At 71.8% G+C, this 26,978-nt stretch carries 24 protein-coding genes and 1 riboswitch; of the genes, 12 read left to right on the plus strand and 12 right to left on the minus strand.

The window, feature by feature from the left end; all coding sequences use genetic code 11:
- Positions 1 to 98: 98 nt before the first annotated feature.
- The 5 genes from ACZ6SQ_RS26140 to thrC form a co-directional block, all read right to left on the minus strand.
- Positions 99 to 1,232, minus strand: a complete 1,134-nt coding sequence (locus ACZ6SQ_RS26140) for an NADH:flavin oxidoreductase (RefSeq protein WP_469566153.1) — start codon at positions 1,230 to 1,232, stop codon at positions 99 to 101.
- A gap of 202 nt (positions 1,233 to 1,434) precedes the next feature.
- The gene (groL, locus tag ACZ6SQ_RS26145; protein ID WP_386377725.1) at positions 1,435 to 3,057 is read right to left on the minus strand and encodes a chaperonin GroEL; all 1,623 of its coding nucleotides are present in this window, start codon (positions 3,055 to 3,057) and stop codon (positions 1,435 to 1,437) included.
- A 325-nt stretch (positions 3,058 to 3,382) separates the two neighbouring features.
- Positions 3,383 to 3,586, minus strand: a complete 204-nt coding sequence (locus ACZ6SQ_RS26150) for a cold-shock protein (RefSeq protein WP_004986573.1) — start codon at positions 3,584 to 3,586, stop codon at positions 3,383 to 3,385.
- A 448-nt stretch (positions 3,587 to 4,034) separates the two neighbouring features.
- Positions 4,035 to 4,310 carry a MoaD/ThiS family protein gene (locus ACZ6SQ_RS26155; RefSeq protein WP_386377726.1) on the minus strand — a complete coding sequence of 92 codons (276 nt, stop codon included), beginning with the start codon at positions 4,308 to 4,310 and terminating at the stop codon, positions 4,035 to 4,037.
- Entirely contained in the window at positions 4,307 to 5,590 is a 1,284-nt protein-coding gene (thrC, locus tag ACZ6SQ_RS26160) for a threonine synthase (protein ID WP_469566156.1), read from the minus strand. Before thrC ends, ACZ6SQ_RS26155 begins: the two co-directional genes overlap by 4 nt.
- 18 nt (positions 5,591 to 5,608) lie before the next feature.
- Positions 5,609 to 5,756: riboswitch (SAM riboswitch) on the minus strand.
- A gap of 162 nt (positions 5,757 to 5,918) precedes the next feature.
- Here thrC and ACZ6SQ_RS26165 point away from each other — a divergent pair.
- Both ACZ6SQ_RS26165 and ACZ6SQ_RS26170 read left to right on the plus strand, forming a co-directional pair.
- Positions 5,919 to 6,863 (plus strand): glucosyl-3-phosphoglycerate synthase, encoded by a 945-nt coding sequence (locus tag ACZ6SQ_RS26165; protein WP_386377728.1) that lies wholly within the window; start codon positions 5,919 to 5,921, stop codon positions 6,861 to 6,863.
- Positions 6,864 to 6,934: 71 nt separating this feature from the next.
- Positions 6,935 to 8,407: an alpha,alpha-trehalose-phosphate synthase (UDP-forming) gene (locus ACZ6SQ_RS26170; RefSeq protein ID WP_469566158.1), complete on the plus strand. Its 1,473-nt coding sequence runs from the start codon at positions 6,935 to 6,937 to the stop codon at positions 8,405 to 8,407.
- A gap of 393 nt (positions 8,408 to 8,800) precedes the next feature.
- On the opposite strand, the gene otsB is transcribed toward ACZ6SQ_RS26170, so the two are convergent.
- Complete coding sequence (gene otsB / locus ACZ6SQ_RS26175) at positions 8,801 to 9,679, minus strand: trehalose-phosphatase (RefSeq protein ID WP_469566160.1); 879 nt, start codon at positions 9,677 to 9,679, stop codon at positions 8,801 to 8,803.
- A gap of 104 nt (positions 9,680 to 9,783) precedes the next feature.
- Here otsB and ACZ6SQ_RS26180 point away from each other — a divergent pair, with 104 nt between their 5' ends.
- Complete coding sequence (locus ACZ6SQ_RS26180; RefSeq protein ID WP_386377731.1) at positions 9,784 to 10,017, plus strand: DUF3263 domain-containing protein; 234 nt, start codon at positions 9,784 to 9,786, stop codon at positions 10,015 to 10,017.
- Between the two features lie 73 nt (positions 10,018 to 10,090).
- Here ACZ6SQ_RS26180 and ACZ6SQ_RS26185 read toward each other — a convergent pair whose 3' ends face one another.
- Positions 10,091 to 11,368 (minus strand): ABC transporter substrate-binding protein, encoded by a 1,278-nt coding sequence (locus ACZ6SQ_RS26185; RefSeq protein ID WP_469566163.1) that lies wholly within the window; start codon positions 11,366 to 11,368, stop codon positions 10,091 to 10,093.
- A gap of 132 nt (positions 11,369 to 11,500) precedes the next feature.
- Here ACZ6SQ_RS26185 and ACZ6SQ_RS26190 point away from each other — a divergent pair, with 132 nt between their 5' ends.
- From ACZ6SQ_RS26190 to ACZ6SQ_RS26200, 3 genes are all read left to right on the plus strand, one after another.
- Positions 11,501 to 12,445, plus strand: coding sequence for an ROK family protein (locus ACZ6SQ_RS26190; protein WP_469566165.1), 945 nt, complete (start codon positions 11,501 to 11,503; stop codon positions 12,443 to 12,445).
- Entirely contained in the window at positions 12,445 to 13,686 is a 1,242-nt protein-coding gene (gene nagA, locus ACZ6SQ_RS26195) for an N-acetylglucosamine-6-phosphate deacetylase (RefSeq protein ID WP_469566167.1), read from the plus strand. Before ACZ6SQ_RS26190 ends, nagA begins: the two co-directional genes overlap by 1 nt.
- Positions 13,687 to 13,802: 116 nt before the next feature.
- Positions 13,803 to 14,732 carry a 1-phosphofructokinase family hexose kinase gene (locus ACZ6SQ_RS26200; RefSeq protein ID WP_469566169.1) on the plus strand — a complete coding sequence of 310 codons (930 nt, stop codon included), beginning with the start codon at positions 13,803 to 13,805 and terminating at the stop codon, positions 14,730 to 14,732.
- A 54-nt stretch (positions 14,733 to 14,786) separates the two neighbouring features.
- Here the strand turns inward: ACZ6SQ_RS26200 and ACZ6SQ_RS26205 are convergent, their stop codons facing one another.
- Both ACZ6SQ_RS26205 and cdgB read right to left on the minus strand, forming a co-directional pair.
- A complete protein-coding gene (locus ACZ6SQ_RS26205; protein ID WP_469566170.1) occupies positions 14,787 to 15,734 on the minus strand; it encodes a carbohydrate-binding protein in 948 nt (315 codons plus the stop codon).
- Between the two features lie 120 nt (positions 15,735 to 15,854).
- Positions 15,855 to 17,513: a diguanylate cyclase CdgB gene (cdgB, locus tag ACZ6SQ_RS26210; RefSeq protein WP_469566172.1), complete on the minus strand. Its 1,659-nt coding sequence runs from the start codon at positions 17,511 to 17,513 to the stop codon at positions 15,855 to 15,857.
- 386 nt (positions 17,514 to 17,899) lie between these two features.
- Between cdgB and ACZ6SQ_RS26215 the strand changes: the two genes are divergently transcribed.
- Positions 17,900 to 18,499 (plus strand): flavin reductase family protein, encoded by a 600-nt coding sequence (locus tag ACZ6SQ_RS26215; protein WP_469566174.1) that lies wholly within the window; start codon positions 17,900 to 17,902, stop codon positions 18,497 to 18,499.
- A gap of 181 nt (positions 18,500 to 18,680) precedes the next feature.
- On the opposite strand, the gene arfB is transcribed toward ACZ6SQ_RS26215, so the two are convergent.
- Positions 18,681 to 19,118: an alternative ribosome rescue aminoacyl-tRNA hydrolase ArfB gene (gene arfB / locus ACZ6SQ_RS26220; protein WP_386377741.1), complete on the minus strand. Its 438-nt coding sequence runs from the start codon at positions 19,116 to 19,118 to the stop codon at positions 18,681 to 18,683.
- Positions 19,119 to 19,274: 156 nt separating this feature from the next.
- On the opposite strand from arfB, the gene ACZ6SQ_RS26225 reads away from it, so the two are divergent.
- The 3 genes from ACZ6SQ_RS26225 (at position 19,275) to ACZ6SQ_RS26235 (ending at position 22,798) form a co-directional block, all read left to right on the plus strand.
- Entirely contained in the window at positions 19,275 to 19,850 is a 576-nt protein-coding gene (locus ACZ6SQ_RS26225; protein ID WP_386377743.1) for a TerD family protein, read from the plus strand.
- A gap of 129 nt (positions 19,851 to 19,979) precedes the next feature.
- Positions 19,980 to 20,957: a bifunctional GNAT family N-acetyltransferase/NUDIX hydrolase gene (locus tag ACZ6SQ_RS26230; RefSeq protein ID WP_469566176.1), complete on the plus strand. Its 978-nt coding sequence runs from the start codon at positions 19,980 to 19,982 to the stop codon at positions 20,955 to 20,957.
- A gap of 164 nt (positions 20,958 to 21,121) precedes the next feature.
- Complete coding sequence (locus ACZ6SQ_RS26235; RefSeq protein ID WP_469566178.1) at positions 21,122 to 22,798, plus strand: M4 family metallopeptidase; 1,677 nt, start codon at positions 21,122 to 21,124, stop codon at positions 22,796 to 22,798.
- A gap of 36 nt (positions 22,799 to 22,834) precedes the next feature.
- Here ACZ6SQ_RS26235 and ACZ6SQ_RS26240 read toward each other — a convergent pair whose 3' ends face one another.
- On the minus strand, positions 22,835 to 24,241 hold the full coding sequence (locus ACZ6SQ_RS26240; protein WP_469566180.1) for a M1 family metallopeptidase: 1,407 nt from the start codon (positions 24,239 to 24,241) through the stop codon (positions 22,835 to 22,837).
- A gap of 100 nt (positions 24,242 to 24,341) precedes the next feature.
- Here ACZ6SQ_RS26240 and ACZ6SQ_RS26245 point away from each other — a divergent pair, with 100 nt between their 5' ends.
- The gene (locus tag ACZ6SQ_RS26245) at positions 24,342 to 24,842 is read left to right on the plus strand and encodes a hypothetical protein (protein ID WP_386377747.1); all 501 of its coding nucleotides are present in this window, start codon (positions 24,342 to 24,344) and stop codon (positions 24,840 to 24,842) included.
- Between the two features lie 96 nt (positions 24,843 to 24,938).
- Here ACZ6SQ_RS26245 and ACZ6SQ_RS26250 read toward each other — a convergent pair whose 3' ends face one another.
- The gene (locus tag ACZ6SQ_RS26250) at positions 24,939 to 25,655 is read right to left on the minus strand and encodes a pentapeptide repeat-containing protein (RefSeq protein ID WP_469566183.1); all 717 of its coding nucleotides are present in this window, start codon (positions 25,653 to 25,655) and stop codon (positions 24,939 to 24,941) included.
- A 137-nt stretch (positions 25,656 to 25,792) separates the two neighbouring features.
- Here ACZ6SQ_RS26250 and ACZ6SQ_RS26255 point away from each other — a divergent pair, with 137 nt between their 5' ends.
- On the plus strand, positions 25,793 to 26,953 hold the full coding sequence (locus tag ACZ6SQ_RS26255) for an FAD-dependent oxidoreductase (protein WP_469566185.1): 1,161 nt from the start codon (positions 25,793 to 25,795) through the stop codon (positions 26,951 to 26,953).
- The last annotated feature ends 25 nt before the right edge of the window (positions 26,954 to 26,978 follow it).

Raw genomic sequence — 26,978 nt, forward strand, 5'->3', positions numbered from 1 at the left:
CCGCCACGACCCCCCCGCTCCCCTGCGCCCACCCCCCTCCTCCCATGTCGGTAGCCCCCCCCCCCCCCCCCCCAGGACCTAGCAGCCCAACCAGACGCTCAGCTCAGGGTCTGCACCGCGGCGCCGTCGTAGGGCAGCAGCTCCTCGAAGCGGCCGGCCAGCACCTTGGCGGCCCACTGGGGGTCCTGGAGGATCGCCCGGCCGACCGCGACCATGTCGAACTCGTCGCGCTCCATCCGGTCCAGCAGGTTGTCGAGGCTGCCGACCGGCGCGCCCTCGCCCGCGAAGGCGCGGATGAAGTCGCCGTCGAGGCCGACCGAGCCGACGGTGATGGCCTGCTTGCCGGTGAGCTTCTTGGTCCAGCCGGCCAGGTTGAGGTCGGAGCCCTCGAACTCCGGCACCCAGTAGCGGCGCGTGGAGGCGTGGAAGGCGTCGACACCGGCCGCCGCGAGCGGGGTCAGAATGGCCTCCAGCTCCTCGGGGGTCTCGGCGAGCCGCGCGTCGTACGCCTCCTGCTTCCACTGCGAGTAGCGGAAGATGACCGGGAAGTCCGGCGACACGGCCGCCCGGACCGCCGCCACGATCTCCGCCCCGAACTTCGTACGGGCCACCGGGTCGCCGCCGTAGGCGTCGGTACGGCGGTTGGTGCCGGCCCACAGGAACTGGTCGATGAGGTAGCCATGGGCGCCGTGCAGCTCGACACCGTCGAAGCCGATGCGCTCGGCCGCGGCGGCGGCCTCGGCGAACGCGGCGATCACGTCGTCGAGGTCGCCCTGGGTCATCGCCCTGCCGGTGGGCTCGGTCTCGCCGATGCGCAGCCCGGAGGGGCCGACGGCGGGGGCGCCCGCGAACGGCGGCTGCCCGTCCTTGCGGACCATGCCGATGTGCCACAGCTGCGGCACGATCCGCCCGCCCGCCGCGTGCACGGCCTCGGCGACCTTCGCCCACCCGGCCAGCTGCTCCTCGCCGTGGAACCGCGGGATCCGGCTGCTCTGCCCCGCCGAGTCGTGGCCGACGTACGTCCCCTCGGTGACGACCAGGCCGACCCCGGCCGCGGCCCGGCGGCCGTAGTAGGAGGCCACGTCCTCGCCGGGCACACCGCCGGGCGAGAACATACGGGTCATCGGCGCCATGGCGATGCGGTTCGGGACGGTCAGGCCGTTGATCGAGACGGGCCGGGAGAGGATCTCGGCCGCGCGGGAGGCGGCGGACTCGGTGGCGGTGGCGGTCATGCGGTGGCTCCTCGGGACGTGCTCGGCTAACCGGTTGGTATGTGCGCGTGCATCGTTGCACTGCCTTAAGTAAGTTCTCACGCCGGTCCGCGCATTCCCAGTCCCGTCCCGCTGTGACGCCGGACACGCCCGAGGGCGGCACCCCCCTCTCGGGGAGTGCCGCCCTCGGTCCGCAGGACGGTCGATCGAACCCGTGGGCCGATCAGAAGTCCATGTCACCGCCCGGCATGCCGCCGCCGGCGGGCGCGGCGGCCTTCTCCGGCTTGTCGGCGATGACGGCCTCGGTGGTGAGGAACAGCGCGGCGATCGACGCGGCGTTCTGCAGCGCGGAACGCGTCACCTTCGCCGGGTCGATGATGCCCTCGGCGATCATGTCGACGTACTCACCCGTGGCGGCATTCAGACCGTGGCCGACGGCCAGGTTGCGCACCTTCTCCACGACGACGCCGCCCTCGAGACCACCGTTGACGGCGATCTGCTTCAGCGGGGCCTCGAGCGCGAGCTTCACGGCGTTGGCGCCGGTCGCCTCGTCGCCCTCCAGGTCCAGCTTCTCGAACACCTGGGAGGCCTGGAGCAGGGCCACGCCGCCACCGGCGACGATGCCCTCCTCGACGGCCGCCTTGGCGTTGCGCACCGCGTCCTCGATGCGGTGCTTGCGCTCCTTGAGCTCCACCTCGGTGGCGGCACCGGCCTTGATGACCGCGACGCCGCCCGCGAGCTTGGCCAGGCGCTCCTGGAGCTTCTCGCGGTCGTAGTCGGAGTCGCTGTTCTCGATCTCGGCGCGGATCTGGTTCACGCGGCCGCCCACCTGCTCCGAGGAGCCGGCGCCGTCGACGACGGTGGTCTCGTCCTTGGTGATGACGACCTTGCGGGCGCGGCCCAGGAGGTCCAGGGACGCGTTCTCCAGCTTGAGGCCGACCTCCTCGGAGATGACCTCGCCGCCCGTGAGGATGGCGATGTCGCCGAGCATGGCCTTGCGGCGGTCACCGAAGCCCGGGGCCTTGACGGCGACGGACTTGAAGGTGCCGCGGATCTTGTTGACGACCAGGGTCGACAGGGCCTCGCCCTCGACGTCCTCGGCGATGATCAGCAGCGGCTTGCCCGACTGCATGACCTTCTCCAGCAGCGGGAGCAGGTCCTTGACCGAGGAGATCTTGGAGTTGGCGATGAGGATGTACGGGTCCTCGAGCACCGCCTCCATGCGCTCCATGTCGGTCGCGAAGTAGGCGGAGATGTAGCCCTTGTCGAAGCGCATGCCCTCGGTGAGCTCGAGCTCCAGACCGAAGGTCTGCGACTCCTCGACCGTGATGACGCCTTCCTTGCCGACCTTGTCCATCGCCTCGGCGATGAGCTCGCCGATCTGCGTGTCGGCGGCGGAGATGGAGGCGGTGGAGGCGATCTGCTCCTTGGTCTCGACCTCCTTGGCCTGGTCGAGCAGGGCGCCGGAGACGGCCTCGACGGCCTTCTCGATACCGCGCTTGAGGGCCATCGGGTTGGCACCCGCGGCCACGTTGCGCAGACCCTCGCGGACGAGCGCCTGGGCGAGGACGGTGGCGGTGGTCGTACCGTCGCCGGCGACGTCGTCCGTCTTCTTGGCGACTTCCTTGACCAGCTCGGCGCCGATCTTCTCGTACGGGTCCTCGAGCTCGATCTCCTTGGCGATGGAGACACCATCGTTGGTGATCGTGGGGGCGCCCCACTTCTTCTCGAGGACGACGTTGCGACCCTTGGGGCCGAGCGTCACCTTGACGGCGTCCGCGAGCTGGTTCATGCCGCGCTCGAGGCCGCGCCGCGCCTCCTCGTCGAACGCGATGATCTTGGCCATGTGAAGTGGTCCCTCCAGGACTGGGGGTGATTCCTTCGGACCGCGCCCGCGCCCGCGACGGACGGCTCGCAAGCCTCGTGGTTCCTTGCCCCACCCGGCCTGCGGGCCTCACCGACCCGGTCCTCGTTGTCACTCTCACCTTCAGAGTGCTAACGCCAATGATTAGCACTCGCCCCTGCCGAGTGCAAGCGGCTCCAGGGGATCGGAAGCGGCTCTCAGCCCCGCGCGAACACAAACGGGCGCACACGAGCGGGCGCGCGAGCGGGCGCACACGAGCGAAGGGCCCGCACCTCACGGGTGCGGGCCCTTCACAAAGAAAGAACGTTCAGGCGGTGACGCGAACCATGTCGGCCTGCGGGCCCTTCTGACCCTGCGAGATCTCGAACTCGACCCGCTGGCCCTCTTCCAGGGTGCGGTAGCCGTCCATCTGAATCGCGCTGTAGTGGACGAAGACGTCCGCACCACCGTCGACCGCGATGAAGCCGTACCCCTTCTCCGCGTTGAACCACTTGACGGTGCCCTGAGCCATGCCTAACTCCCCTATTACTGGCCCTTGCACAGATCCACACTTCGCGGACCCGGGTCAGACCTCACCCCCCATACCCGGGGGCGTGCGCCGGAACGCGTCGACCGCGGCTGAATGTATCTGTCCAACTGCCGTCTGCAACAGGTCAATCGGACGAGAATTCAGGACGCGACCGGTCGGGAGTTTACCGAGAATTCACCCGAATTCCGGGCAAGTCGGGTCATACAAAGGGGATGAACGTCGCAAAACCGCCGCACAGTTTGGCCACTTCTCGTCGGTTCTCCGACGGAACGCCTGGCGGAACTCATATGCGTCCGGCATACGAAAGGGGCGGCTTCCCCAACTCTACCGTGCTCAACCATGCAGAATTGCCCCCTCCGCTTCTCTCGCGGAGGGGGCAATTCGATGAACTCTCAGTTACCACCGTTACCGACGGTAATTGCGGGCGGGATCAGCCGCCGGCGACCGCGGGAATGATGGAGACGCCGGCACCGTCCGGGGTGGCGGTCTCCAGGCCCTGCTCGAAGCGCACGTCGTCGTCGTTGACGTACACGTTCACGAACCGGCGCAGCTTGCCCTGGTCGTCCAGGACCCGGGCGGCGATGCCCGTGTGGTTCTTCTCCAGGTCGGCGATGACTTCGGAGAGGTTCGCGCCCTCGGCGGGAACCTCCGCCTGACCACCGGTGTAGGTGCGCAGGATGGTGGGGATGCGGACGGTCACGCTCATGAAAGGCCAGCCTCTCGGAAGGAGTCCAGGTTGGGGCGGATGGTGGCGGTCAGACCGGTGCCGGCCACCGCGTCGAGGGTCTTCAGACCGTCACCGGTGTTCAGGACCACGGTCGTCAGCGAGGGGTCGAGGACACCGCTCTCGATCAGCTTCTTGGTCACACCGACGGTCACGCCGCCGGCCGTCTCGGCGAAGATGCCCTCGGTCCGGGCGAGCAGCTTGATCGCGTCCACGATCTGCTCGTCCGTCACGTCCTCCACCGCGCCGCCGGTGCGGCGGGCGATGTCGAGGACGTAGGGCCCGTCGGCCGGGTTGCCGATGGCCAGCGACTTGGCGATGGTGTCCGGCTTCTGCGGCCGCACCACGTCGTGCCCGGCCTTGAAGGCGGTGGACACCGGCGAGCAGCCCTCGGCCTGGGCACCGAAGATCTTGTACGGCCGGTCCTCGACCAGGCCCAGCTTCACCAGTTCCTGGAGGCCCTTGTCGATCTTGGTGAGCTGGGAGCCGGACGCGATCGGCACGACGATCTGGTCGGGCAGCCGCCACCCCAGCTGCTCGCAGATCTCGTACGCCAGCGTCTTGGAGCCCTCGGCGTAGTAGGGCCGCAGGTTGACGTTGACGAAGCCCCAGCCCTCGCCGGCCGGGTCGCCGATCAGCTCGGAGCAGAAGCGGTTGACGTCGTCGTAGTTGCCCTCGATGCCGACCAGCTCGCCGCCGTAGACCGCGGCCATGACGACCTTGCCCTGCTCCAGGTCGTGCGGGATGAACACACAGGACCGGAAGCCGGCGCGGGCCGCCGCGGCGCCCACGGCACCGGCGAGGTTGCCGGTGGAGGAGCAGGACAGCGTGGTGAACCCGAAGGCGCGCGCGGCCTCCAGGGCCTGCGCGACGACACGGTCCTTGAAGGAGTGCGTGGGGTTGCCGGAGTCGTCCTTGACGAACAGCCCACCGGTCACGCCCAGCTCGCGCGCCAGGTTGTCGGCCTTGACCAGCGCGGTCCAGCCCGGGTTGAGGTTCGGCTTCTCGGCGACGTCGGCCGGGACCGGAAGAAGCGGCGCGTAGCGCCAGATGTTCGCGGGACCGCTCTCGATCCGCTTGCGGAGCTCCTCGGCGTCGTACGCGGAGAAGTCGTAGGCGATCTCCAGCGGCCCGAAACACTCCTCGCAGGCGAAGAGGGGGCCGAGCGGGACCCGGTGGCCGCACTCGCGGCAGCTCAGGGCTGCGGCGGGGCCGAGGTCGACGGAGGAATCGGTGCTGCTTGCAACAGTCTGCACAGCCATGTGAGGCGAGGCCCTTTCTCCTCATCTTCCTCACGACGCATCTCGCCGTGAGACGGATTTGGCACCTTCCCTAGCCGGGAGCCTCGCTGCACGAATGTCAGGAGTGCCGACTGGAGGGTTGCCGGGGCTTCATCGGGCCGTATCCCTCTGCCCCTCTGGATGAGCTGTATGTGGTTGTTGTCCGCGCGGACGGCCCCCGACATGCGATGGTCATCAGCGTTGTTCAAGACTGTAACCGAAGGCCAGGACAGTTGAGATAGCCGTCCGAACCGCGAGATGGATCACAAACTACCCCTCTCGCCGACGAAACGCAGAGGAGCCGCAGGCTGTGCTGGAAGAAGTCGAGCGCTGGCTGACCACCCGCTCCTGGTCCGTAGCCGACCGCCCGCTCCACAAGATCCTGGCCGCGAAGCGCAGCACCGGCCAGACGGTCTCCGTCGTCCTGCCCGCGCTCGACGAGGAGGAGACGGTCGGCGACATCGTCGCGATCATCCGCCACGACCTCATGCAACAGGTCCCCCTCGTCGACGAACTCGTCGTCGTCGACTCGGGCTCGACCGACCGCACCGCGGAGGTGGCAGCCGCCGCGGGTGCCACCGTCGTCCACCGCGACACGATCCTGCCGCGTATCCCCGCGGTCCCCGGCAAGGGCGAGGTCCTGTGGCGCTCCCTGCTGGTCACCACCGGTGACATCGTCTGTTTCATCGACGCAGACCTCAGGGAGTTCTCCTCCGACTTCGTCTCGGGCATCGTCGGCCCGCTGCTCACCGAGCCCGGCGTGGACCTGGTCAAGGGCATGTACGACCGCCCGCTGGCCGGCGCGGCGGGCCAGGGCGGCCGGGTCACGGAACTGATGGCCCGCCCGCTGCTGAACATGCACTGGCCGCAGCTCGCCGGCTTCGTCCAGCCCCTCGGCGGGGAGTACGCGGCCCGCCGCACCCTCCTCGAACAGCTCCCGTTCCCCGTCGGCTACGGCGTGGAGATCGGGATGCTCGTCGACTCCCTGCACCTGGTGGGTCTCGACGCCCTCGCCCAGGTCGACGTGGGTGTGCGCAAGCACCGCCACCAGGACGGCCAGGCACTCGGCCGGATGGCCGCGGCGATCTACCGCACCGCCCAGCTGCGGCTGGCCCGGGGCCATCTGATCCGCCCGGCCCTGACCCAGTTCGAGCGGGGCGAGAGCGGCTTCGAGGCCCGTACGTTTTCGGTCGACACGGAGGAGCGTCCGCCGATGGCGGAGATCGCGGAATACGCTGCCAGGAAGGTGGCGTAAACGTGAGACACCGTCCGTATACAGCCGAACCGCACGTTTGAGCGTTTCCGGGCCGGGCTAGGTTGAGGCACATGGTTTCCACGCGAGGTGCACAGGTGCTGGTCGCGTCCAACCGCGGCCCGGTCTCCTACGAACTGCGGGACGACGGCTCGCTGCACTCCAGAAGGGGCGGCGGGGGCCTGGTCTCCGGTCTCTCGGCGATCGGCCCGGACGCCGGCGCGCTCTGGGTCTGCTCGGCCCTGTCCGACGGCGACCGCGAGGCGGTGGCCCGTGGCGAGGGCGAGCCGGGCGTGCGCATGCTCGCCATCGCTCCGGACGTGCACTCCGACGCGTACAACGGCATCGCCAACTCGGTGCTCTGGTTCGTCCACCACATGCTCTACCAGACCCCGCTGGAGCCGGTCTTCGACGCCGAGTTCCGCCGCCAGTGGGCTTCCTACGAGGCCTACAACCGCGCCTTCGCCGAGGCCCTCGCCGAGGAGGCCGCCCCCGGCGCGGCGGTGCTGGTCCAGGACTACCACCTGTGCCTGGTCCCCGGCATGCTCCGCGAACTCCGCCCCGACCTGCGCATCGGCCACTTCTCGCACACGCCCTGGGCACCCTACGAGTACTTCGAGATGCTCCCCGAGGACATCCGCGCCCAGCTCGTGTGGGGCATGCTCGGCGCGGACCGGCTCGGCTTCCTGACCTGGCGCTGGGCCTTCGCGTTCATGAACTGCGCGGGCTCGGTGGACGCCGAGCGCATCCACCCCATGTCCCCGACGGGCACCCCGGCCCGCTACATCGAGCACACCCCGACGGGCACGCCCCCGCTGGCGACCACCCATCTCGGCGTCCACGGCCTCGGCGCCGACGCGGAGTTCCTCCGCGAGCGCTCCCACCGCCCCGATGTCGAGGAACGTCTGAGGGCACTGCGCGCCGAGATCGGCGAGGGCCGCAGGACGATCGTCCGCGTCGACCGCACGGAACTCTCCAAGAACATCGTCCGAGGCCTCCTGGCCTACCGCCAGCTCCTCGACGACCACCCCGAGTGGCGCGGCCAGGTCGTCCACGTCGCCTTCGCCTACCCCTCCCGCCAGGACCTCGCGGTCTACCGCGACTACACGGCCGAGGTGCAGCGGCTCTCGGAGGAGATCAACGCCCGCTACGGCACGGCGGACTGGACGCCTGTCCTGCTCAACCTCAAGGACGACTTCGCCCGCTCCCTGGCCGCGTACCGTCTCGCCGACGTGGCCCTGGTCAACCCCATCCGCGACGGCATGAACCTCGTCGCCAAGGAGATGCCGGTCGTCTCCGACGAGGGCTGCGTGCTGGTCCTGTCCCGCGAGGCGGGCGCCTTCTGGGAGCTCGGCGAGGACGCGCTGGTCGTCAACCCCTATGACGTCCTGGCCACCGCCCGGGCGCTCCACGAGGCGCTCACGATGCCGGCCTCGGAGCGGGCCGAGCGCACGAAGAGACTGGCCGCGGCCGCCACCGCCCTCCCCCCGGCCCAGTGGTTCCTCGACCAACTCAACGCCCTCCGCGAAACCCCCACGCGCGCCTGAGCCCAGCGGGACGAGTCTGCCGACTGCTGCGGCGTCCCGGCTGAGGCAGGGACGTTTCGCAACTCGGCGTCAGCGAGGTACCGCCCGGCGGTGGCTGAGGACGGGGCGGTGCGCAACTCGGCGCGACGAGGTGCCGCAGCGCCCACCCGTGCCGCCCCTAGCGGCACGCATGCCCGCAGCGGCGGCGGAAAGACGCGTACGGCGGCAAGGGGACGGGGCGGGGGGTGTCCGCCTGCAGCGGCCGCCGTCAAACACCAGAACCCCCGTAGGAAACCAGCCCGGCGGACCGAGGACGGACACCCCCCGACCCGGCCCCGCACCCCCCACAAACCGCAGGCGTCACCGCACCCCCACCCACCGCAGGCGTCACCGCACCCCCACCCACCGCAGGCGTCACCGCAGCCGCGCCGCCAGGCGGGAGAGAAGACCGACCACGCCCTCGGGACCGTCGACCACCAGATCGGCCCGCTCCCGCAGCTCCGTCACCTCGTCGCTGCCACTGCACACCAGCAACCCCGGCACCCCGTCCGAGCGCAGCTTGTCGACCGCCGCGTAGGCCGGCAGATCACCGAGGTCGTCACCGGCGTACACCACACACCCGGCCCCCACCGACCGCACGTACTCCGTCAGGGCGACCCCCTTGTCCATGCCCGGCGGCCGCAGCTCCAGCACCATCCGCCCCGGCTCGACGATCAGCCCGTGCCGGGAAGCCAGCCGCCCCAACGGCTCCCGCAGCGCCTCGAAGGCCGCCTGAGGGTCCTCGGCCCGCCGCGTGTGCACCGCGACCGCCCGCCCCTTCTCCTCGACCCACGTGCCCTGCCACGCCCCCACCCCGTCGAGCACTCCGGGCAGCTCCGCGCGCACCGCGGCGACCCCGGGATGCGCCGGGGGCGCGTCCACCCGCCCGCTCACGGCGTCCCACCGCTCGGCCCCGTAGTGGCCGAGCACCACGAGCCCCTCCAGCCCCTCGACCCCGTCGAACCCCCCGTACCGCACCGCGACCGCGGCAGGCCGCCCCGTGATCACGGCGACGGACGCCACCCGGGGGGCGAGCGCGGCCAGCGCGGGCACGGCACCGGCATGGGCCCGCGCCTCGTCGGGGTCGGGCACGATCGGCGCGAGGGTGCCGTCGAAGTCGAGGGCGATCACGGCCTTGTCCGGCCGGGCGAGCAGCGCGTCGAGGCCCTCGCGCCCGGCCGCGGTGGCAGGCCTCGGCAGCCCGGCGTCCGCACTTTCGTGACGTTCGTTCGCATCGTGCTCATGGATGCCCATACCAGCGACCCTATCCACGCCCGCCCCTGCGCACTCATGGCTCACCGGCGCGGAGGGGGTCCTCACACCGGGCCGTTGTCGGTGCCGGGGTCTACCGTGCGGACATGGACACAGAGGAGCTGGGACAGCGGGAGAGGGACATCCTCGCGCTGGAGCGGCGCGGCTTCACCGGCCCCGGCGCGAAGGAACGGGCGATACGGGAGGAACTGGGCCTGGCCCCGATCCGCTACTACCAGCTGCTGAACGCCCTGCTGGACGACACCAGAGCCCTGGCCCACGACCCCGTCACGGTGAACCGCCTGCGCCGAGTACGAGAGGCCCGCAGAACCGAACGCTGAAAAAGCCGCACCCGAACCTCAAGCCCCGACCCCCCACCCCCCGCCGAACCGACGGACCGACGGACCGACGGAGTCACCCCAGGGAGTCGGAGCCGGACTCCGCCCGCACAGCCCGAGTCTGCAGCCCACTCAGCACGCCCAAGGGGCTCCCCCCGGCGGCGACGGCCTTGCCGATGCCGGTCTTCACCGCGGCGCTGACCTCCGCCCAGGACGTGTGCCCCACGGGATAGAACTCCGCGAAGGCCAGCTCGTCGAGGAAGGGCCGCAGCTCCTGGTCCTCCGGCGCCGCGGCCATGGCCCGCGAGGCGGAGTTGGTGACGGGCAGCAGGTCGTACTCGCGGGAGAAGTCGAGGACGTTCTTCTCGCTGTAGACGAAGTCGAGGAACTTTCCGGCCTCGTCCCGGTGCCCGTTCTGCTTGAAGGCGAGCATCCAGTCCGCGACCCCCATCGTGGACTTGCTCTCCCCGTCCGCCCCGGGCATCGGCACCATGCCGAACTTCACGCCCTTCTTCTCGGCGATCTTCATCAGCGAGGGATGCCCGTTGAGCATGCCGACCTTCCCCGCGGCGAACGCCGCGAACGCGTCGGCCCGGTTGAGCTCGGCGGGCGCGACGGGCCCGGTCAGCCCCTTGCCGACCAGCTGGTCGCGCAGCCAGGTGAGCGTCTCGACGTTCTCGGCGGAGTCGATGCCGTAGGAGCCCACCGTGTCGGTGTAGCCGCCGCCTCCGCTGAGCAGCCACTGCATGGTCTCGGCCTGTGCCTCCTCGGGCCCGAGGGGCAGCGCGTACGGGTAGCTGACGCCGTCGTCCTCGAGCGCCTCGGCGTCGGAGGCCAGCTCGGCCCAGGTGGTGGGCGGGGTGAGCCCGGCCGCGTCGAAGAGGTCCTTGTTGTAGAACAGGACGCGGGTGGAGGCGGCGAAGGGCATGCCGTACTGCCGCCCGCCGACCTTCCCGGCGTCGGCGAGCTGCCCGGCGAAGTCGGCCTGGGTGGTGATGGAGAGCAGTTCGTCGGCGGTGTAGAGCCGGCCGGCGGCGGCGTATTCGGCGTAGGCGCCGATCTGGGCCAGGTCGGGCGCGTCGCCGGAGTCGACCATCTCCTTGACCTTGCGGTCGACGTCGTTCCAGGAGTAGACGGAGACGTCGACGTGGACGCCGGGGTGCTCGTCCTCGTACGCGGCGACGACCTTGTCCCAGTACTTCTGGGAGCTGTTGCCCGCGCTGTCGCCGTAGTCGGCGGCGACCAGTTTCAGGGTGACGTCCTCGGAGCCGCCGAGCGCGCCGCAGCCGCCGAGGGTCGCCGTCATACCGAGCGCGGTGAGCACCGCGACCATTCCTGTCCTTCGCCGCTGCACTGCGCGCTCCAACCCCATCCCTGTTCACGTGGCCGTCGAACACCCTTCACCGGGTGTCCGCTATCCGAAATAAGGTCTACACCACGCAAGTGGACTAGACCTCTCGTGGGTGCTCGGGCCACACTAGCCCCCGTGAGACATGTCATCGCCCTCGATGTGGGCGGCACCGGGATGAAGGCCGCACTGGTCGGGGCGGACGGCGAGCTGCTCCACCAGGCACGCCGCGCCACCGGCCGCGAGCGCGGCGCGGACGCGGTCGTCGACGGCATCCTCGACTTCGCCGCCGAGCTGCACGCGCACGGCGAGAAGCACTTCGGCGAGCCGGCGAGCGCGGCGGGCGTGGCCGTACCCGGCATCGTCGACGAGGCGAACGGCGTCGCCGCCTACGCGGCCAACCTCGGCTGGCGGGACGTCCCGCTGCGCGACCGGCTCACCGGGCGCCTGGACGGCATCCCCGTGGCGCTCGGCCACGACGTGCGCACCGGCGGCCTCGCGGAGGGCCGTATCGGCGCGGGCCGGGGAGCCGACCGGTTCCTGTTCGTCCCGCTGGGCACCGGCATCGCGGGCGCGATCGGCATCGACGGCCGCGTCGAGGCGGGCGCCCACGGCTTCGCGGGCGAGATCGGCCACATCGTCGTACGGCCCGGCGGCACGCCCTGTCCGTGCGGGCAGCGTGGCTGTCTGGAGCGGTACGCGTCCGCGTCCGCGGTGAGCGAGGCGTGGGCCGCCGCCGCGGGCGCTGCGAGCGCGGACGCCGCCGACTGCGCGCGGGCCGTCGCGTCCGGGGACCCGAACGCCGTACGAGTGTGGCGGCAGGCGGTCGACGCGCTCGCGGACGGCCTCGTCACCGCGCTCACTCTGCTGGACCCCCGCACACTGATCATCGGTGGCGGCCTCGCCGAGGCGGGGGAAACCTTGTTCTCACCGCTGCGGGACGCGGTCCGCGAGCGCGTGACCTTCCAGAAGCTGCCCTCGATCGTCCCCGCGGCCCTGGGCGACACGGCGGGCTGCCTGGGCGCGGGCCTGCTGGCCTGGGATCTCCTCAACCGACCGGACCGTACGGAGGAAACGACCTGATGGCAGCCGACCCTCATGGGGCACGGGGCCCTGTCGAATCCGCGGCTACCGCCGCGCGGGCGCGACAGGCCACGACGCACGAGCACCCCGCAACGGCGAGCACCCCGCTGCTCATCACCGGAGCCGACGTGGTCCTGCCCACCGGCACGGTCGAGAAGGGCGAGCTGGCCGTCGAGGGCACCCGCATCGCGGCCAGGGCACCCGAGCACGCCCGGGTCCTGGACCTCCCCGGCTGCCATGTGGTGCCCGGCTTCGTCGACATCCACAACCACGGCGGCGGCGGGGCCTCCTTCACCTCCGGCTCGGTCGAGGACGTCCTCACCGGCATTCGCACCCACCGCCGGCACGGCACCACCACCCTGGTCGCCTCCACGGTCACCGGCGACATGGACTTCCTGGTGCGGCGCGCCGGGCTGCTCAGCGAGCTGGCCGAGCAGGGCGACATCGCCGGCATCCACTTCGAGGGCCCGTTCATCTCGCCCTGCCGCAAGGGCGCGCACTCCGAGGAGCTGCTGCGCGACCCGGACCCGGCGGACGTGCGCAAGCTGGTCGACGCGGCGCGCGGGCACGCCCGGATGGTCACCCTCGCCACCGAACTGCCGGGCGGCATCGACTCCGTGCGGCTGCTCGCCGAGCACGGGGTGATCGCGGCGATCGGCCACACGGACGCGACGTACGAGCAGACGGTCGAGGCGATCGACGCGGGCGCGACGGTCGCCACGCACCTGTTCAACGCGATGCCCGCGCTCGGCCACCGCGCGCCGGGACCGATCGCGGCGCTGCTGGAGGACGAGCGGGTCACCGTCGAGCTGATCAACGACGGCACGCATCTGCATCCGGCCGCGCTGGAGCTGGCGTTCCACCACAAGGGCGCGGACCGGGTCGCGTTCATCACCGACGCGATGGACGCGGCCGGTTTCGGCGACGGCCGCTACATGCTCGGCCCGCTGGAGGTCGAGGTCGCGGACGGTGTGGCCCGGCTGGTGGAGGGCGGCTCGATCGCGGGCTCCACGCTCACCCTGGACCGCGCGTTCCGGCGGGCCGTGACCGTCGACCGGCTGACGGTCGGCGACGCGGTCGCGGCGCTGTCCGCCAACCCGGCCCGTCTGCTGGGCCTGTACGACTCCATCGGCTCGCTGGAGCCCGGCAAGTACGCCGACCTGGTGGTACTGGACGCCGAATTCGGTGTGAAGGGCGTCATGCGCCGAGGTGAATGGGTGGTCGATCCCCAACTGGGCTGATTCCTCCGCCGACCGCGGCAGGGTGGCCGGTCCTGGGTCTGGGCCGGTCGCCCTCCGTTTGGCATGATCGTGCCTTCGAACAGTCAGTCGGCACGCTGTGGGGGAGGTCGGACCAGGTGATCCTCACGGTCACGCTGAACACCGCTCTCGACATCACCTATCGCGTGCGGTCCCTGCGGCCGCACGCGTCCCACCGGGTGTCGGAGGTCGTGGAACGGCCCGGCGGCAAGGGCGTCAACGTGGCCCGGGTGCTCGCCGCGCTCGGGCACCCGGTGACGGTCACCGGGTTCGCGGGCGGCGGCACGGGCCGCGCGGTCCAGGAGGGCCTGACCGCCACACCGGGCGTCGTGGACGCGCTCGTCCCGGTGGCCGGCACGACCCGCCGCACGGTCGCCGTGGTGGACGCCACGACCGGCGACACCACCCAGCTCAACGAGCCCGGACCGGTGATCACCCCGGCGGAGTGGTCGGCCTTCCAGGAGGCCTACACGGACCTGCTGGGACCGGCCTCCGCGGTGGCGCTGTGCGGCAGCCTGCCGCCGGGCGTGCCGGTGGGGGCGTACGCGGGGCTCGTACGGACCGCCCGCGCGGCCGGTGTGCCGGTACTGCTGGACACCGGCGGGGAGCCGCTGCGCCGTGGGATCGCGGCCCGCCCGGACATCGTGAAGCCGAACGCCGGAGAACTGGCCGAACTGACGGGCTCCCACGAGCCGTTGCGCGCCACCCAGGACGCCCGCAGACGCGGCGCGGCCGCGGTGGTGGCCTCGCTGGGCCCGCTGGGACTGCTGGCGTCGACCCCGGAGGGCCGCTGGCGCGCCACCCCGCCCGCCCGGGTGCACGGCAACCCGACCGGCGCGGGCGACTCCGCCGTGGCGGGCCTGCTCTCGGCCCTGGCCGAGAACCTCCCCTGGCCGGACCGCCTGGCCCGCGCGGTCGCCCTGTCGGCGGCGACCGTACTGGCGCCGGTGGCGGGCGAGTTCGACACGAGGGCGTACGACGAGCTGCTGGCCCAGGTGACGGTGTCACCCGAGGTCACGGCCGCCTAGCAGCGCCGCGGGACGGACGACGGGCCCCGGGGCCCGTCGGCTCGCCCGGCGGGCTCAGTCCTTGACCTGACCCTGCTTCAGCTCCAGCTTGTCCAGCAGGACGTTGCACTTGTCGCCGTCGCCGCAGGAGACGGAGATCGTGTTGGTGCCCTTGGTGAGCGACGGCCAGGCGTAGGTCTTGGTCCAGCCCTTGGCGAAGTCACCGTCGGCCGCGTGGGCGTAGTTCTCCATGCTCAGCTTGCTGCCGAACACCTTGCCGTTGACGGTGAGCGTCATCGACTGGTCCTCGCCGGCGGTGCTGTACAGGGCGAACAGCGTGTAGACGCCGTCCTCGGGGACGCCGTTGACGGTCCAGGTGACCGACGCGCCGGGCTGGTTCAGGCCGTTGATGTACACGCCGCCGCCGGACTGGGCGCCGGGGACGTCGGTGGCGGTGACCACGCCGGGCGACAGCAGCAGCGTCTTGCCCTCGGCCTCCATCGGCTCCATCGTCTTGTCCTCCGAGCTGGCGCTGGCCGAGGGGCTCGGCTCGCTGCTCTCGGTGGCCGTCGGGGAGGAGCCGGCCTGGTTGCCGGTGTCCTTGTCCTTGGAGTCGTCGCCGCCGATGATCGCGACGCCGATGCCGATGACGACCGCGGCGACCACCGCGATCGCGCCGATCAGCAGGCCCTTGGTGTTGGGGCCCCGGCCGCGCCCGCCGCCGCCCGGGCCGCCGTACGACTGCTGCGGAGCCGTCGGCGCGCCGCCGGGCAGCGTCTCGGGCGCCGCGTAGTGGGCGCTGGGACGGCCGTAGGTGCCCTGCTGCGGGACCTGCTGGCCGTACGTGGCGCCCTGCTGCTGCCCGTACTGGCGTTCGCCGACCGTCCGCACCCTGCTCACGGAGTTCGGGTAGCCATAGCCGCCGGAGGGCGGCTGGGCGCCGTTGGCCTGCCCGTCGGCGTACAGATAGCCGAACGGGTCGTCGTCCTCGGGCGTGCTCGCGCCGTTGTCGCCGGGCGTCATCCCTAGGTACTCCTCAACAGGTGCGGTACAGATGCGATACAGGGGTCAGCAGGGCGAGCCTACCCGGTCCGGCTGCCCCAAACGGGTGACTCCGGCCGCATCGAACCGCTGACCTGCGGATCAGCCCGCACGTCTGTGCTGTTTGGGACGAGATCGTTTCTCGACGTACATACGCTCGTCGGCGGACTTCAGCACTTCGTCGGCCGTCATGCCGCAGTGCGCCCATCCGATACCGAAGCTGGCGCCCACCCGCACGGCCCGTCCCTCGGCCCTGATCGGCTGGATGATCTCGTTGCGCAGACGGACCGCGAGGTCCTGCGCGTCGGCCCGGCCGAGCCCGTCGGCGAGTATCACGAACTCGTCGCCGCCGAGCCGCGCGACCGTGTCCCCGTCGCGCACCCCGCGCGACAGCCGCCGCGCGACCTCGATCAGCACCGCGTCGCCCGCGTTGTGACCGAACCGGTCGTTGATCGACTTGAAGCCGTCGAGGTCGCAGAAGAGCACCGCGAGGCCCTTGGTGCCGTCGTCGTGCTCGTTCTGCGGGGCGACGGTGTGCACATGGTGGTCGTAGCCCTCGATGGACTCCGCGCCCGGCCGGAAGTCGAAGCCGTGGCCGTGCGTGTCGTACGCCGGGTGGCCGTAGGCCGCGTCGACCGACTCCAGCTCACCCGCGTGGGCGGACTGCGGACGCCGGCACAGCCGCGAGGACAGGCGCGCGCGCAGCTCCGCGGAGTTCGGCAGACCGGTGAGCGAGTCGTGGGAGGCGCGGTGGGCGAGCTGGAGCTCGCGGCGCTTGCGTTCCTCTATGTCCTCGACGTGGGTCAGCAGGAACCGGGGCCCGTCGGCGGCGTCGGCGACGACGGAGTTGCGCAGGCTGACCCAGACGTACGTCCCGTCGCGGCGGCCCAGCCGCAGCTCGGCCCGGCCGCCCTCGGCCGAGGTCCGCAGCAGGGTGCCGATGTCCTCGGGGTGGACCAGGTCGGAGAAGGAGTAGCGGCGCATCGCGGCGGCCGGGCGGCCCAGCAGCCGGCACAGGGCGTCGTTGGTGCGCAGGATCCGGCCGTGCTGGTCGCCGCCCATCTCGGCGATGGCCATGCCGGAGGGGGCGTACTCGAACGCCTGACGGAAGGATTCCTCACTGGCGCGCAGGGCCTGCTGCTCGCGCTCCAGACGGACCAGGGCGCGCTGCATATTCGAACGTAGACGCGCGTTGCTGATGGCGATCGCGGCCTGGAACGCGTACATCTGGAGGGCCTCGCGGCCCCAGGCGCCGGGCCGGCGGCCGTTGCGCGGGCGGTCCACGGACAGCACGCCCAGCAGCTCGCCGTGCGGGCCGCCCTGGGAGCCGGGCGCGTACATCGGGGCGAAGAGACGGTCGGCGGGGTGCCACTCGTCCTCGAAGCGGGGGGCGGGGCCCTCGGTGAACCACTGCGGGACGTCGTCGTCGTCGAGGACCCAGCCCTCGGTGTGGGGTATGAAGATCAGGTCGCCCCAGGCCTCGCCCATGTTCAGCCGCCGCTCCCAGGAGGTGCGGGAGCCGACCCGGCCGGTGATCAGGGCCTCGGCGGCGGGGTTCCCGGAGAAGGCGGCGACGACCAGGTCACCGTCGGAACGGACGAGGTTCACACAGGCGAGTTCGTAGCCGAGGGCGCCGACGACACCGTCGGCCACGGTCTGAAGGGTGTCGGCGAGGCTGCGCGCGGTGTTCATGTCGGCCATGACCTGGTGCAGCTGTCGCAGGGACGCCAGACGGACGTAGGGCTCCGACTCGGTCTCCATGCTCGCCCTCCCCCCGACGACCTCGCAGCGAATCAAGGGTTGTCTTCGGCGCCATTTCTGGGTGGTGCCCTTTGCCTCTTCCACGCCACTGAATCACAGCGCGCTGCCCACTCGGTACACAGGGTCAACAATTAGTGCTGCTTGTGACTCAAGTCACAGGCGAAGGTGAACAATTGCGTGAAGTTTCTGCTTTTTCCCTGTGTGTTCACCGAGCGCAAACCTGTCAGAGATAGGCGAGAAGCACCACAACTCCGCCACAACTCGCCGAGCGTCCCATGGGACGGCAGAAGCCCCAGCGTAGTCCCCGGCTCCGCCGGGAGTCCTAGGTCCGGGCTCGGACGGAGGTCCGATGCCGTGCCCGTGCCGCGCAGACTAGCGTCTCTTCCGTGCTGAACCATCCTCCCGTCACGCTCCCCGCCCAGCCCACGCCCGCCGCGGCCCTCGCAGGCGGGCATGCTGTGGGGGTGAGCAACGACGAGTTCCGGGCCGCGATGTCGCGGCTGGCCGCAGGTGTGGTCCTGGTGACCGCCCAGGAGCCGCCGCTCGATCCGGACGACCCGATGGCGCCGCGCGGCGAGGACGTCGGCATGACGGCCACCGCCTTCGTGTCGGTGTCCCTGGACCCGCCGCTGGTGCTGGTCAGCCTGCGCGAGGGCTCCCGGATGGACGATCTGCTCGCCGAGCAGCCCCTGTGGGCCGTCTCCGTGCTCTCCGAGAGCCAGCGGCACATCGCGGGCCGCTTCTCCATGAAGGGCCGCATCAGCGACCGACTGCTGTTCGAGGACATCGCCTACGCCCGCGGCGAGGCGTCCGGCGCGCTCCTGGTCGGCGGCGCGCTGGCCACGCTGGAGTGCCGGACCGAGCAGCGCATGCCGGCCGGGGACCACACGCTGGTGGTGGGCCGCGTGCTCACGGCCCGCGTCCCGAGCGCGGACGGCGGCCCCCTGACGTACTTCCGCGGCAGATACCGCCAACTGGACCACTGACGCCCCACCGACCGGCAGGCCGCGCACCGACGTACTCACCGCCGGCCCACCGACCGACAGGCCGCCGACGGCGATCAGCCACAGAGGGAGAGCTCAGCGGCTCCGAGCAACGGTTGCGGGCGGTGCGTGGGCGAGCAGAAGAAGCCGCGAAGCGGCAAGAAAGCCGCTGCCGAGGACCCCGTCAGGACCAGTCCCGCCCCGACCGCCCCCGCTTGGTCTCGGCCCGCTGCTTCTTCTCCCGCAGCCGCCGCTCATTGATCCCCCGGGGAATCCGCGTGGCCCGCCGCGCCCGGGGCGGCGGAGCCACCGCCTCCGCCAGCAGCGCCGCCAGCCGCACCGCGGCGGCCTCCCGGTTCCGCCACTGCGACCGGTGCTCGGACGCCCGCACGGCGACGACCCCGTCGACCAGCCGCCCGGCCAGCCGCTCCAGCGCCCTCGCCTTCCACACCTCGGGCAGCGCCGATGTCCCCGCGAGATCGAAGCGCAACTCGACCTGGGAGTCAGTGGTGTTGACATGCTGCCCGCCCGGCCCGGAGGACCGCGAGAAACGCCACATGAGCTCGCCCTCGGGCAGCGAGACGGAACCGCGGATGACATAGGGACCGGACATGCCCTCCATGTTCCCGTTTCCGACCTGTTCACGTCACGCGAATATCCCGGACGGGCGGTTCCCGGTAAAGAAAGTAAAGACACCTGGAACCTATGGCATGTCTCCGGGCGTTCATTGGGGTAGCTGTAGGTTCGTCGTACGCAACGAGGGAAGGGACTCCCAACAATGGCTGTAAGCCTGTCCAAGGGCGGCAACGTCTCGCTCACCAAGGAAGCTCCGGGCCTGACCGCCGTCACCGTGGGCCTCGGCTGGGACGTCCGCACCACCACCGGCACGGACTTCGACCTCGACGCCTCGGCGATCGCGGTCAACCCTCAGGGCAAGGTCTACTCGGACGCCCACTTCGTCTTCTTCAACAACAAGCAGACCCCGGACAACACCATCGTCCACACCGGTGACAACCTCACCGGCGAGGGCGCGGGCGACGACGAGGCGATCAACGTCAACCTGGCCGGTCTCCCGGCCGACGTCGACAAGATCGTCTTCCCGGTCTCGATCTACGACGCGGAGTCCCGCTCGCAGAACTTCGGCCAGGTGCGCAACGCCTACATCCGCATCATCAACCAGGCCGGCGGCACCGAGATCGCCCGCTACGACCTCTCCGAGGACGCGGCCACCGAGACGGCCATGGTCTTCGGCGAGCTGTACCGCAACGGCGCCGAGTGGAAGTTCCGCGCCGTCGGCCAGGGCTACGCCTCCGGCCTCTCGGGCATCGCGCAGGACTTCGGCGTCAACGTCTGACGGTCCCCGCCCCGTACGGGAGCCCCGGCCCGCGCCCACGCGCGGCCGGGGCTCCCGTCGTTCGGCGGCGGGGAACCGACCCGCCGTGAACCCCGCGAGGCCGCACCGCCCCCGCGATACCTTGCCCGGATGATCCTCAGCCCGCTCCCCCTCACCCCCGACCACGACATCCCGGCCCCGCTCCTGACGGAACTCACCGCCCTCTACGCCTCGCGGCACGAGTTCCACGCCCTGAGCGGCGACTTCCCGGACCCGCGGGACATCCGCCCCGAGCAGGTGGCCGCCGAGCTGGCCGGCGAACTGGCCCACCCGGACGCGGAGGTGCTGCTCGCCCGCAGCGAGGGGCTGCTCGTGGGGATCGCGATCACGCTGGCGCACCATCCCGACCCGGCCGACCCGGACCCGTGGATCGGACTGCTGATGGTCGACGCGAGCGTCGGCGGCCAGGGGCACGGCAGACGACTGGCGGAGGAGGTGGAGGACCGGTTCCGCGCGGCGGGGCGGACGGGCGTACGGCTCGCCGTGCTCGACGCCAACCCGGCCGGCCTGGCCTTCTGGACCGCGCTCGGCTACGAGGTCCTCGCCCACCGGCCCGACCGTGAGCGCGGCCGCCCCTGCACGGTCCTGCGCAAGCCGCTGCGCACACCCCGCACCGCGGCCCGGGTCGCGGTGGTGGACCCGGAGGGCGCGGTGTTCCTGTTCCGGTACGACAACGTCGAGGTCGGCGTCCACTGGGCGCTGCCCGGCGGCGGGCTCGAACCCGGCGAGTCGCCGCGCGAGGGCGCCCTGCGCGAACTGCGCGAGGAGACCGGCTGGACCGACCTGGAGCCGGGGTCGCTGCTGACCACCTGGGAGCACGACTTCACCCACGCCGTGGGCCCCGTACGGCAGCACGAGCACGTCTACGTCACCCGCGGGCCCCGCCGGGAGCCGGCCGCCGGTGCGCAGGTCGCCGCGGCCCACGCCGAGGACAAGATCCTCACCTGGCGCTGGTGGACCCGCGAGGAACTGGCCGAGGAGGCGGAGCCGGTGTGGCCGCCGGAACTGGCCAAGCTGCTGGACGACTTGGACCGGACCAACCCGGACCACGGGCCCAACCAAGCCTGAGACCAGCGCGTTTACCTCTCGACCTCCGTCCGGATAGCGGAGCCATGGCCACGGCTTTCGGATACGAACACGTAAAGTCTTGACCGCGCCCTGTCAATCACCCCCTGGCCGGTGTCACTCTCTCCTGGCTCGCCGCAACCTGTGCCCCACCTGTGCCTCACCCCATGAGGCACGGCCCACAGTCCTGCGCCTCTTCCCCGGAGGCCGGTGATCAAGGAGATCGAGTGACACTGCACTCCCGTACCTCCCGTACGACCGTCCTGCGCGCCGCCGCCCTGATCGGGTCGGCCGCGGCGGTCGTGCTCGCGACGCAGAGCGGGGCCGCCACCGCGGCCTCCCCCGAGCCCGCTCCCGCGTCCGCCGCCGCCCCGCTCGGCGCCTCCGCGCGCGCCGCCGCCATCGCCTCGGCCCAGGACACGGCCCCGGCGGCCGCCCGCGAACTCGGCCTCGGCGCCCAGGAGAAGCTCGTCGTCCGCGACGTCGTCAAGGACGCCGACGGCACGGTCCACACCCGCTACGAGCGCACCTACGCCGGTCTGCCGGTCCTCGGCGGCGACCTCGTCACGCACCGCGCCAGGGGCGGCGCCCTCAAGAGCGTCACCAAGGCCACCAAGTCCCGTATCGCCGTGGCATCCACGGACGCCGCGATATCCGGCGACCGGGCCAGGAAGTCGGCCCTCGCGGCCGCCGACGGCAGCTCCGCCACCACCCGCAAGGTCGTCTGGGCGGCGGGCGCCAAGCCGGTCCTCGCCCACGAGACGGTCGTCAAGGGCCTGCAGCACGACGGCACCCCGAGCGAACTGCACGTCATCACCGACGCGGCCACCGGCCGGGAACTGCACTCCTTCGAGGCCATCGAGACCGGCTCCGGCACCAGCCAGTACAGCGGCACGGTCACCCTCGGCACCACCGCGGCCGCCGGCGGCTTCGACCTCACCGACGCCGGACGCGGCGGCCACAAGACGTACGACCTCAACGGCGCCACGAACGGCACCGGCACCCTCTTCCACGACGCCGACGACGTCTGGGGCGACGGCACGCCGGCCAACCGCCAGACCGCCGCCGTCGACGCCGCCTACGGCGCCCAGGCCACCTGGGACTTCTACAAGAACAACTTCAACCGCAGCGGCATCCGCAACGACGGCGTCGCCGCCTACTCGCGCGTCCACTACGGCAACGCCTACGTCAACGCCTTCTGGTCCGACCAGTGCTTCTGCATGACGTACGGCGACGGCGCCGGCAACCTCAAGCCGCTCACCTCGCTCGACGTGGCCGGGCACGAGATGACCCACGGCGTCACCTCCAACACCGCCGGGCTGCGCTACAGCAAGGAGTCCGGCGGCCTGAACGAGGCCACCTCTGACATCTTCGGCACCTCGGTGGAGTTCTTCACGAACAACGCCTCCGACCAGGGCGACTACCTGATCGGCGAGAAGATCGACATCCGCGGCAACGGCACCCCGCTGCGCTACATGGACCGGCCCAGCAGGGACGGCAACTCGGCCGACTACTGGTCACGCACGGTCGGCCGCCTCGACGTGCACTACTCCTCCGGCGTCGCCAACCACTTCTTCTACCTGCTGGCCGAGGGCAGCGGCGCGAAGACCATCAACGGCGTGAGCTACAACTCGCCCACCTACGACGGCTCGACGGTCACCGGCATCGGCCGCGCCAAGGCCGAGCAGATCTGGTACAAGGCGCTGACCACCTACTTCACCACGTCCACCGACTACAAGGGTGCCCGCGCGGGCACCCTGAACGCGGCACGCGACCTGTACGGCGCGAGCAGCGCCGAGTACACCGCGGTGGCGGCCGCCTGGAAGGCCGTCAACGTCAACTGACCCCGCGCACACGGCACACCGGCCGGGCCGCCCGACTCAGGGGCGGTCCGGTTTCCCGTCCCCGTACAGCCAGTCCCGCCAGATCCCGGAGAAGTCCTCGTCCGGGGCCTGCCTCTCCACGTACGCCGTGAAGTCGGCGGTGTCGGCCGTGCCATGCCGGTGGGCTGCGGCCCAGCCGTGCAGCAGGGCGGCGAACCGTTCGTCACCGATCCGCTGCCGGATCTTGTGCAGCACCATCGCGCCGCGCTGGTACACCGGGTCGCCGGTCAGCCCGGCGGCATCGTCCTGGCGGGCGGGCGGGAACGCCCACAGGTCCGTATAGGTCTCCTCGCCCTCCTCGTACAGCCAGTCGAAGGACTCCTGCGCGCTGTCGCCGCCGTGCTCCTCCTCCCACAGCCACTCCGCGTACGTCGCGAAGCCTTCGCTCAGCCACAGGTCCTGCCAGGTCCTCGGGGTGACCGAGTCGCCGTACCACTGGTGGGCCAGCTCGTGCACGAGCAGCACCACGTCCGGGGCGCCGGGGAAGACCGGACGGTTCTGGGTCTCCAGGGCGTAGCCCACGTCCACGCCGCGTTCGACGATCGCGCCCGTGGAGGAGAACGGGTACGGACCGAAGGTCTCCTGCGCCCAGGTCATCACCTCCGGCAGCCGTGCCAGCACGGCCCGGCTCGCCTCCGCCTCGACCGGGTCCACCGCCGTGTACACCGGCAGCCCGTCCCGTGTCCGTGTCCGGCTGATGTCGTAGCGGCCGATCGCGACCGTGGCGGCATGGCTGGGCACGGGCTCGGTGGCCCGCCATGCGAAGGCCGTCCCGCCGCCCCGGGCGGGGCGCTGCCGGAGCAGTTCTCCGTTGGAGACGGCCGTCAGACCGCGCGGCACGGTGACCCGGATGTCGTACGAGGCCTTGTCGGAGGGGTGGTGGTTGCCGGGGAACCAGGCGGCCGAGCCGACCGGTTCGCCGAGGCCGAGCGCGCCGTCGGCGGTGAGCAGCCAGCCCTCCTCGCTGCCGTCGGGGTCGGTGATCGTCTCGGGCCGGCCCTCGTAGCGGACGGTGACCTCGAAGGTGCCGCCCTCGGCCGGCTCCTCGTCCGGGCGGACCGTGAGCTCCTGCCCGGCCCGGTTCCAGCGGGCCTCCTCGCCGTCGACGGTGACCCTCTCGACGTCCAGGCCCTTGAGGTCCAGGTTGAACGAGGACAGGTCCTGGGTGGCGCGGGCCGTGATCACCGCCGTGCCGGTCAGGACGCCGTCGCCGGGGTCGTAGGCGAGGTCGAGGCCGTAGTGCGTGACGTCGTAGCCGCCGTTGCCCGCCTTGGGGAAGTACGGGTCGCGCAGGCCCGCCGCGCCCGGGGTGCCGCTCACCCCTCCGCGGTCCTCGCACGCGCCGAGCGTGAGCGCGAGGCATACGGCGAGGGCGGCGGGGACAACAGGCACGAACCGGGGCACGCCGTCGATCCTATGGCGGCCCGAGGGGGAGATCGCGGGCGCCGTCGCCCGACCCCCCGCGGGGGCCGTCCGCGGGGCGGGCCGTGACACCATCGGCTACGTGCTCGACATCGGCTACGCCCTCTCCAACCGCTTCCCCGACCCGCCGCAAACGGACTACCGGCGCGCGGACGTCCGCGCCCTGCGGCACGACCTGTTCTGCGGGGACGTCTACCTCGCCGACACCAAGGCCGACCGGGAGCTGTCCACAGCCTGGGGATGGGTTCCGGTGCTCGACTTCGCGTGGGCGCTGTGCGACATCGTCGAGCGGATCGACCAGGACCCGGCGGGCTCGCGCGCGTCCCGGCCGCAGTACGCCGAGCTGGACTTCACCGAGTCCACGGACCGCATGATGTTCGAGCGGCGGTTCGGCTGGGTGGACATCGAGGCGGACTGGATGCCGGGCGACGAGGAGCCCCTGACCTTCTCCCACTCCGCGCTGCGGCGTGAGGCCCGGGACTTTCTGCACGACCTGATCGCCGACCTGTGCGATCTGCACGAGGACCTCGCGGAGAACCCGGCGATCTGGACGCTCCAGGCGCGCTTCCCCCGCGTGGGGTGACCGTCCCCGGGCCCCTGGGGGCTCCTCCGTCAGCTCCCGGCCCCGGCACCCGCCCACCGCCCGAAAGCGTCCGCCGGGAAGCGGGCAGCCGCCCCCTCAGCCCGCGTCCGCCGGAAAGCGGGCATCGCGCCCCCCTCGGTCCTCCACCCGTACCCCCAGCTCCGCCGCCAGCACCGGTGCCAGGTCCAGCAGCTGGGCGGTGCTGATCACCGCCCCCGTGAGCCGGTCCACCCCCCGCGCGATCTCCAGCGGAGCCGCCCCGCGCAGGTCCACGTCCTTCAGCGTCGCCGAGGTGAGGTCGGCCGACTTCACGGCGCAGTCGACGAACTCCACCCGCTCCAGAAGGGCCCCGCCGAAGTCCGGCTCGACCAGGACGCAGCCCTCGAAGACGACGTCTCTGAGCCGTGCCGTACGGAAGTTGAGGAAGTCCAGCTTGCCGCCGCGGACGACCACCCGCTCCAGCACCGCCCCGTGCAGCTGCACCCCGCCGAGACGGGCGTCCAGCACCTCGCTGTCCCGCAGCGTGGCCCCCGCCAGGTCGGTGCCGACACCGCGGACCTCTCTGAGGACCGAGTCGAGGAAACGGGCGTGGTGCAGACCGGTCTCGTCCAGCGAGCAGCCCGTCAGCGCGCAGTCCAGGAAGCGGGCGCCCGCCCCGTCCTGGCCGCTCAGGTCGGCCTCTCTCAGCTCCAGCCCGTCGTAGTCGCCGTCCGGCTCCAGGGAGCCGCCGTCCCACCGCTCCAGCGCGGGCAGCCGCACCTCCGGCCGCCGTGCCGCCTTCACACCCGTCGCCCCGGGCCGTCCGCTTGCCATGCCCCCATCCTGCACGCCGCCACTGACAATCACCCTGACCTGCGCAGACGTGGGCCGTCCCGGTTCGCTGTCACATTTCGGCGGGCCGGACAGTCATATCCGGTGACAGGCGAACCCGAAGAGAGGGAGACCTCACCATGCACCGCATCACCGTCGTCGGCGGCGGCTTCGCCGGACTCACCGCGGCCATCACCGCCGCCGAGGCGGGCGCCCGGGTCACCGTGTACGAGGCGCACCACACCCTCGGCGGGCGGGCCCGCACCTCCGAGGGCCCGTACCGGACCAACGAGGGACCGCACGCCCTGTACAACGGCGGCCCGCACTGGGCCTGGCTGCGCAGCCGCGACCTGATCGGGCCGCTCGCGCCGCTGCCGCCTCTGGAGGCCGCCCGGCTGCGGCTGCGCCACCACGGCGCACTGCGCCGCACCCCGCCCTTCGCGATGCTCAAGCTGCTGCGCCGCAGCGCCCGCCAGGCGCCCGTGGACGAGGACTTCCTCACCTGGGCCACCCGGGAGGCGGGCGAGGAGGGCGCGCGGGCCGCCGCCCACTACTCCGCCGTCGCCCTGTTCCACGACGACCCCGGCTCGCTCTCCGCCGCGTTCGTGCAGGAGCGGCTGCGCCGGGCCACCAAGCTGCCCCCGGAGGCGCACTACCCGCGCGGCGGCTGGGCCAGCGTCATCGACCGGATGGCCGGGCGGGCCTGGAACCTCGGCGTACGGATGGAGACCCTCTCGCGCGTCGACACCCTGCCCACCGACACCCCCGTCGTCGTCGCCACCTCCCTCGACTCCGCGCGGCGGCTGCTCGGCGACGACTCGCTGACCTGGCCGAGCGGCCGTACCGCGCTGGTGGACCTCGCCGTACGGACCCGGCGCGGCGACGCGTTCGCCGTGTCGGACCTGGACGCGCCGGGCTGGCTGGAGCGGTTCACCGCGCAGGACCGCACCCTCGCCCCGGCCGGTGAGCAGCTGATCCAGGGTCAGATCCCCATCGCCCCGGGTGTCCCGCGCGCCCAGGGCGTGGCCCGCGCCGAGGAACTGCTCGACCTCGGTTTCCCGGGCTGGCGCGAGCGTGTGACCTGGCGCCGCGAGGCCCTCGCGCAGGGCCGGACCGGCGCCGTCGACCTGCCCGGCACCAGCTGGCGCGACCGGCCGGCCGTGGACCGGGGCGACGGCGTCTATCTCGCCGGCGACCAGGTCGCCGCGCCCGGGGTGCTGTCCGAGGTGTCCTTCAACAGCGCCCTGACCGCGGTCTCGCTCGTGCTGGGCCGCGACGCCGCCGACCGCAAGCACGCCTGAGGGGGCTCCGGGGCGCCGAGCGGCC

This window comes from Streptomyces sp. NPDC048600 (assembly GCF_055587025.1).

Coding starts and splice junctions, on each gene's coding strand:
- groL (WP_386377725.1), bottom strand. CDS start 3,057: ATGGCCAAGATCATCGCGTTCGACGAGGAGGCGCGGCGCGGCCTCGAG.
- ACZ6SQ_RS26170 (WP_469566158.1), top strand. CDS start 6,935: ATGGTTTCCACGCGAGGTGCACAGGTGCTGGTCGCGTCCAACCGCGGC.
- nagA (WP_469566167.1), top strand. CDS start 12,445: ATGGCAGCCGACCCTCATGGGGCACGGGGCCCTGTCGAATCCGCGGCT.
- ACZ6SQ_RS26155 (WP_386377726.1), bottom strand. CDS start 4,310: ATGAGCGTGACCGTCCGCATCCCCACCATCCTGCGCACCTACACCGGT.
- ACZ6SQ_RS26205 (WP_469566170.1), bottom strand. CDS start 15,734: ATGACGCCCGGCGACAACGGCGCGAGCACGCCCGAGGACGACGACCCG.
- ACZ6SQ_RS26230 (WP_469566176.1), top strand. CDS start 19,980: ATGATCCTCAGCCCGCTCCCCCTCACCCCCGACCACGACATCCCGGCC.
- ACZ6SQ_RS26250 (WP_469566183.1), bottom strand. CDS start 25,655: ATGGCAAGCGGACGGCCCGGGGCGACGGGTGTGAAGGCGGCACGGCGG.
- ACZ6SQ_RS26225 (WP_386377743.1), top strand. CDS start 19,275: ATGGCTGTAAGCCTGTCCAAGGGCGGCAACGTCTCGCTCACCAAGGAA.
- ACZ6SQ_RS26140 (WP_469566153.1), bottom strand. CDS start 1,232: ATGACCGCCACCGCCACCGAGTCCGCCGCCTCCCGCGCGGCCGAGATC.
- ACZ6SQ_RS26235 (WP_469566178.1), top strand. CDS start 21,122: ATGAGGCACGGCCCACAGTCCTGCGCCTCTTCCCCGGAGGCCGGTGAT.
- cdgB (WP_469566172.1), bottom strand. CDS start 17,513: ATGGAGACCGAGTCGGAGCCCTACGTCCGTCTGGCGTCCCTGCGACAG.
- ACZ6SQ_RS26150 (WP_004986573.1), bottom strand. CDS start 3,586: ATGGCTCAGGGCACCGTCAAGTGGTTCAACGCGGAGAAGGGGTACGGC.
- ACZ6SQ_RS26255 (WP_469566185.1), top strand. CDS start 25,793: ATGCACCGCATCACCGTCGTCGGCGGCGGCTTCGCCGGACTCACCGCG.
- ACZ6SQ_RS26180 (WP_386377731.1), top strand. CDS start 9,784: ATGGACACAGAGGAGCTGGGACAGCGGGAGAGGGACATCCTCGCGCTG.
- thrC (WP_469566156.1), bottom strand. CDS start 5,590: ATGGCTGTGCAGACTGTTGCAAGCAGCACCGATTCCTCCGTCGACCTC.
- arfB (WP_386377741.1), bottom strand. CDS start 19,118: ATGGAGGGCATGTCCGGTCCCTATGTCATCCGCGGTTCCGTCTCGCTG.
- otsB (WP_469566160.1), bottom strand. CDS start 9,679: ATGGGCATCCATGAGCACGATGCGAACGAACGTCACGAAAGTGCGGAC.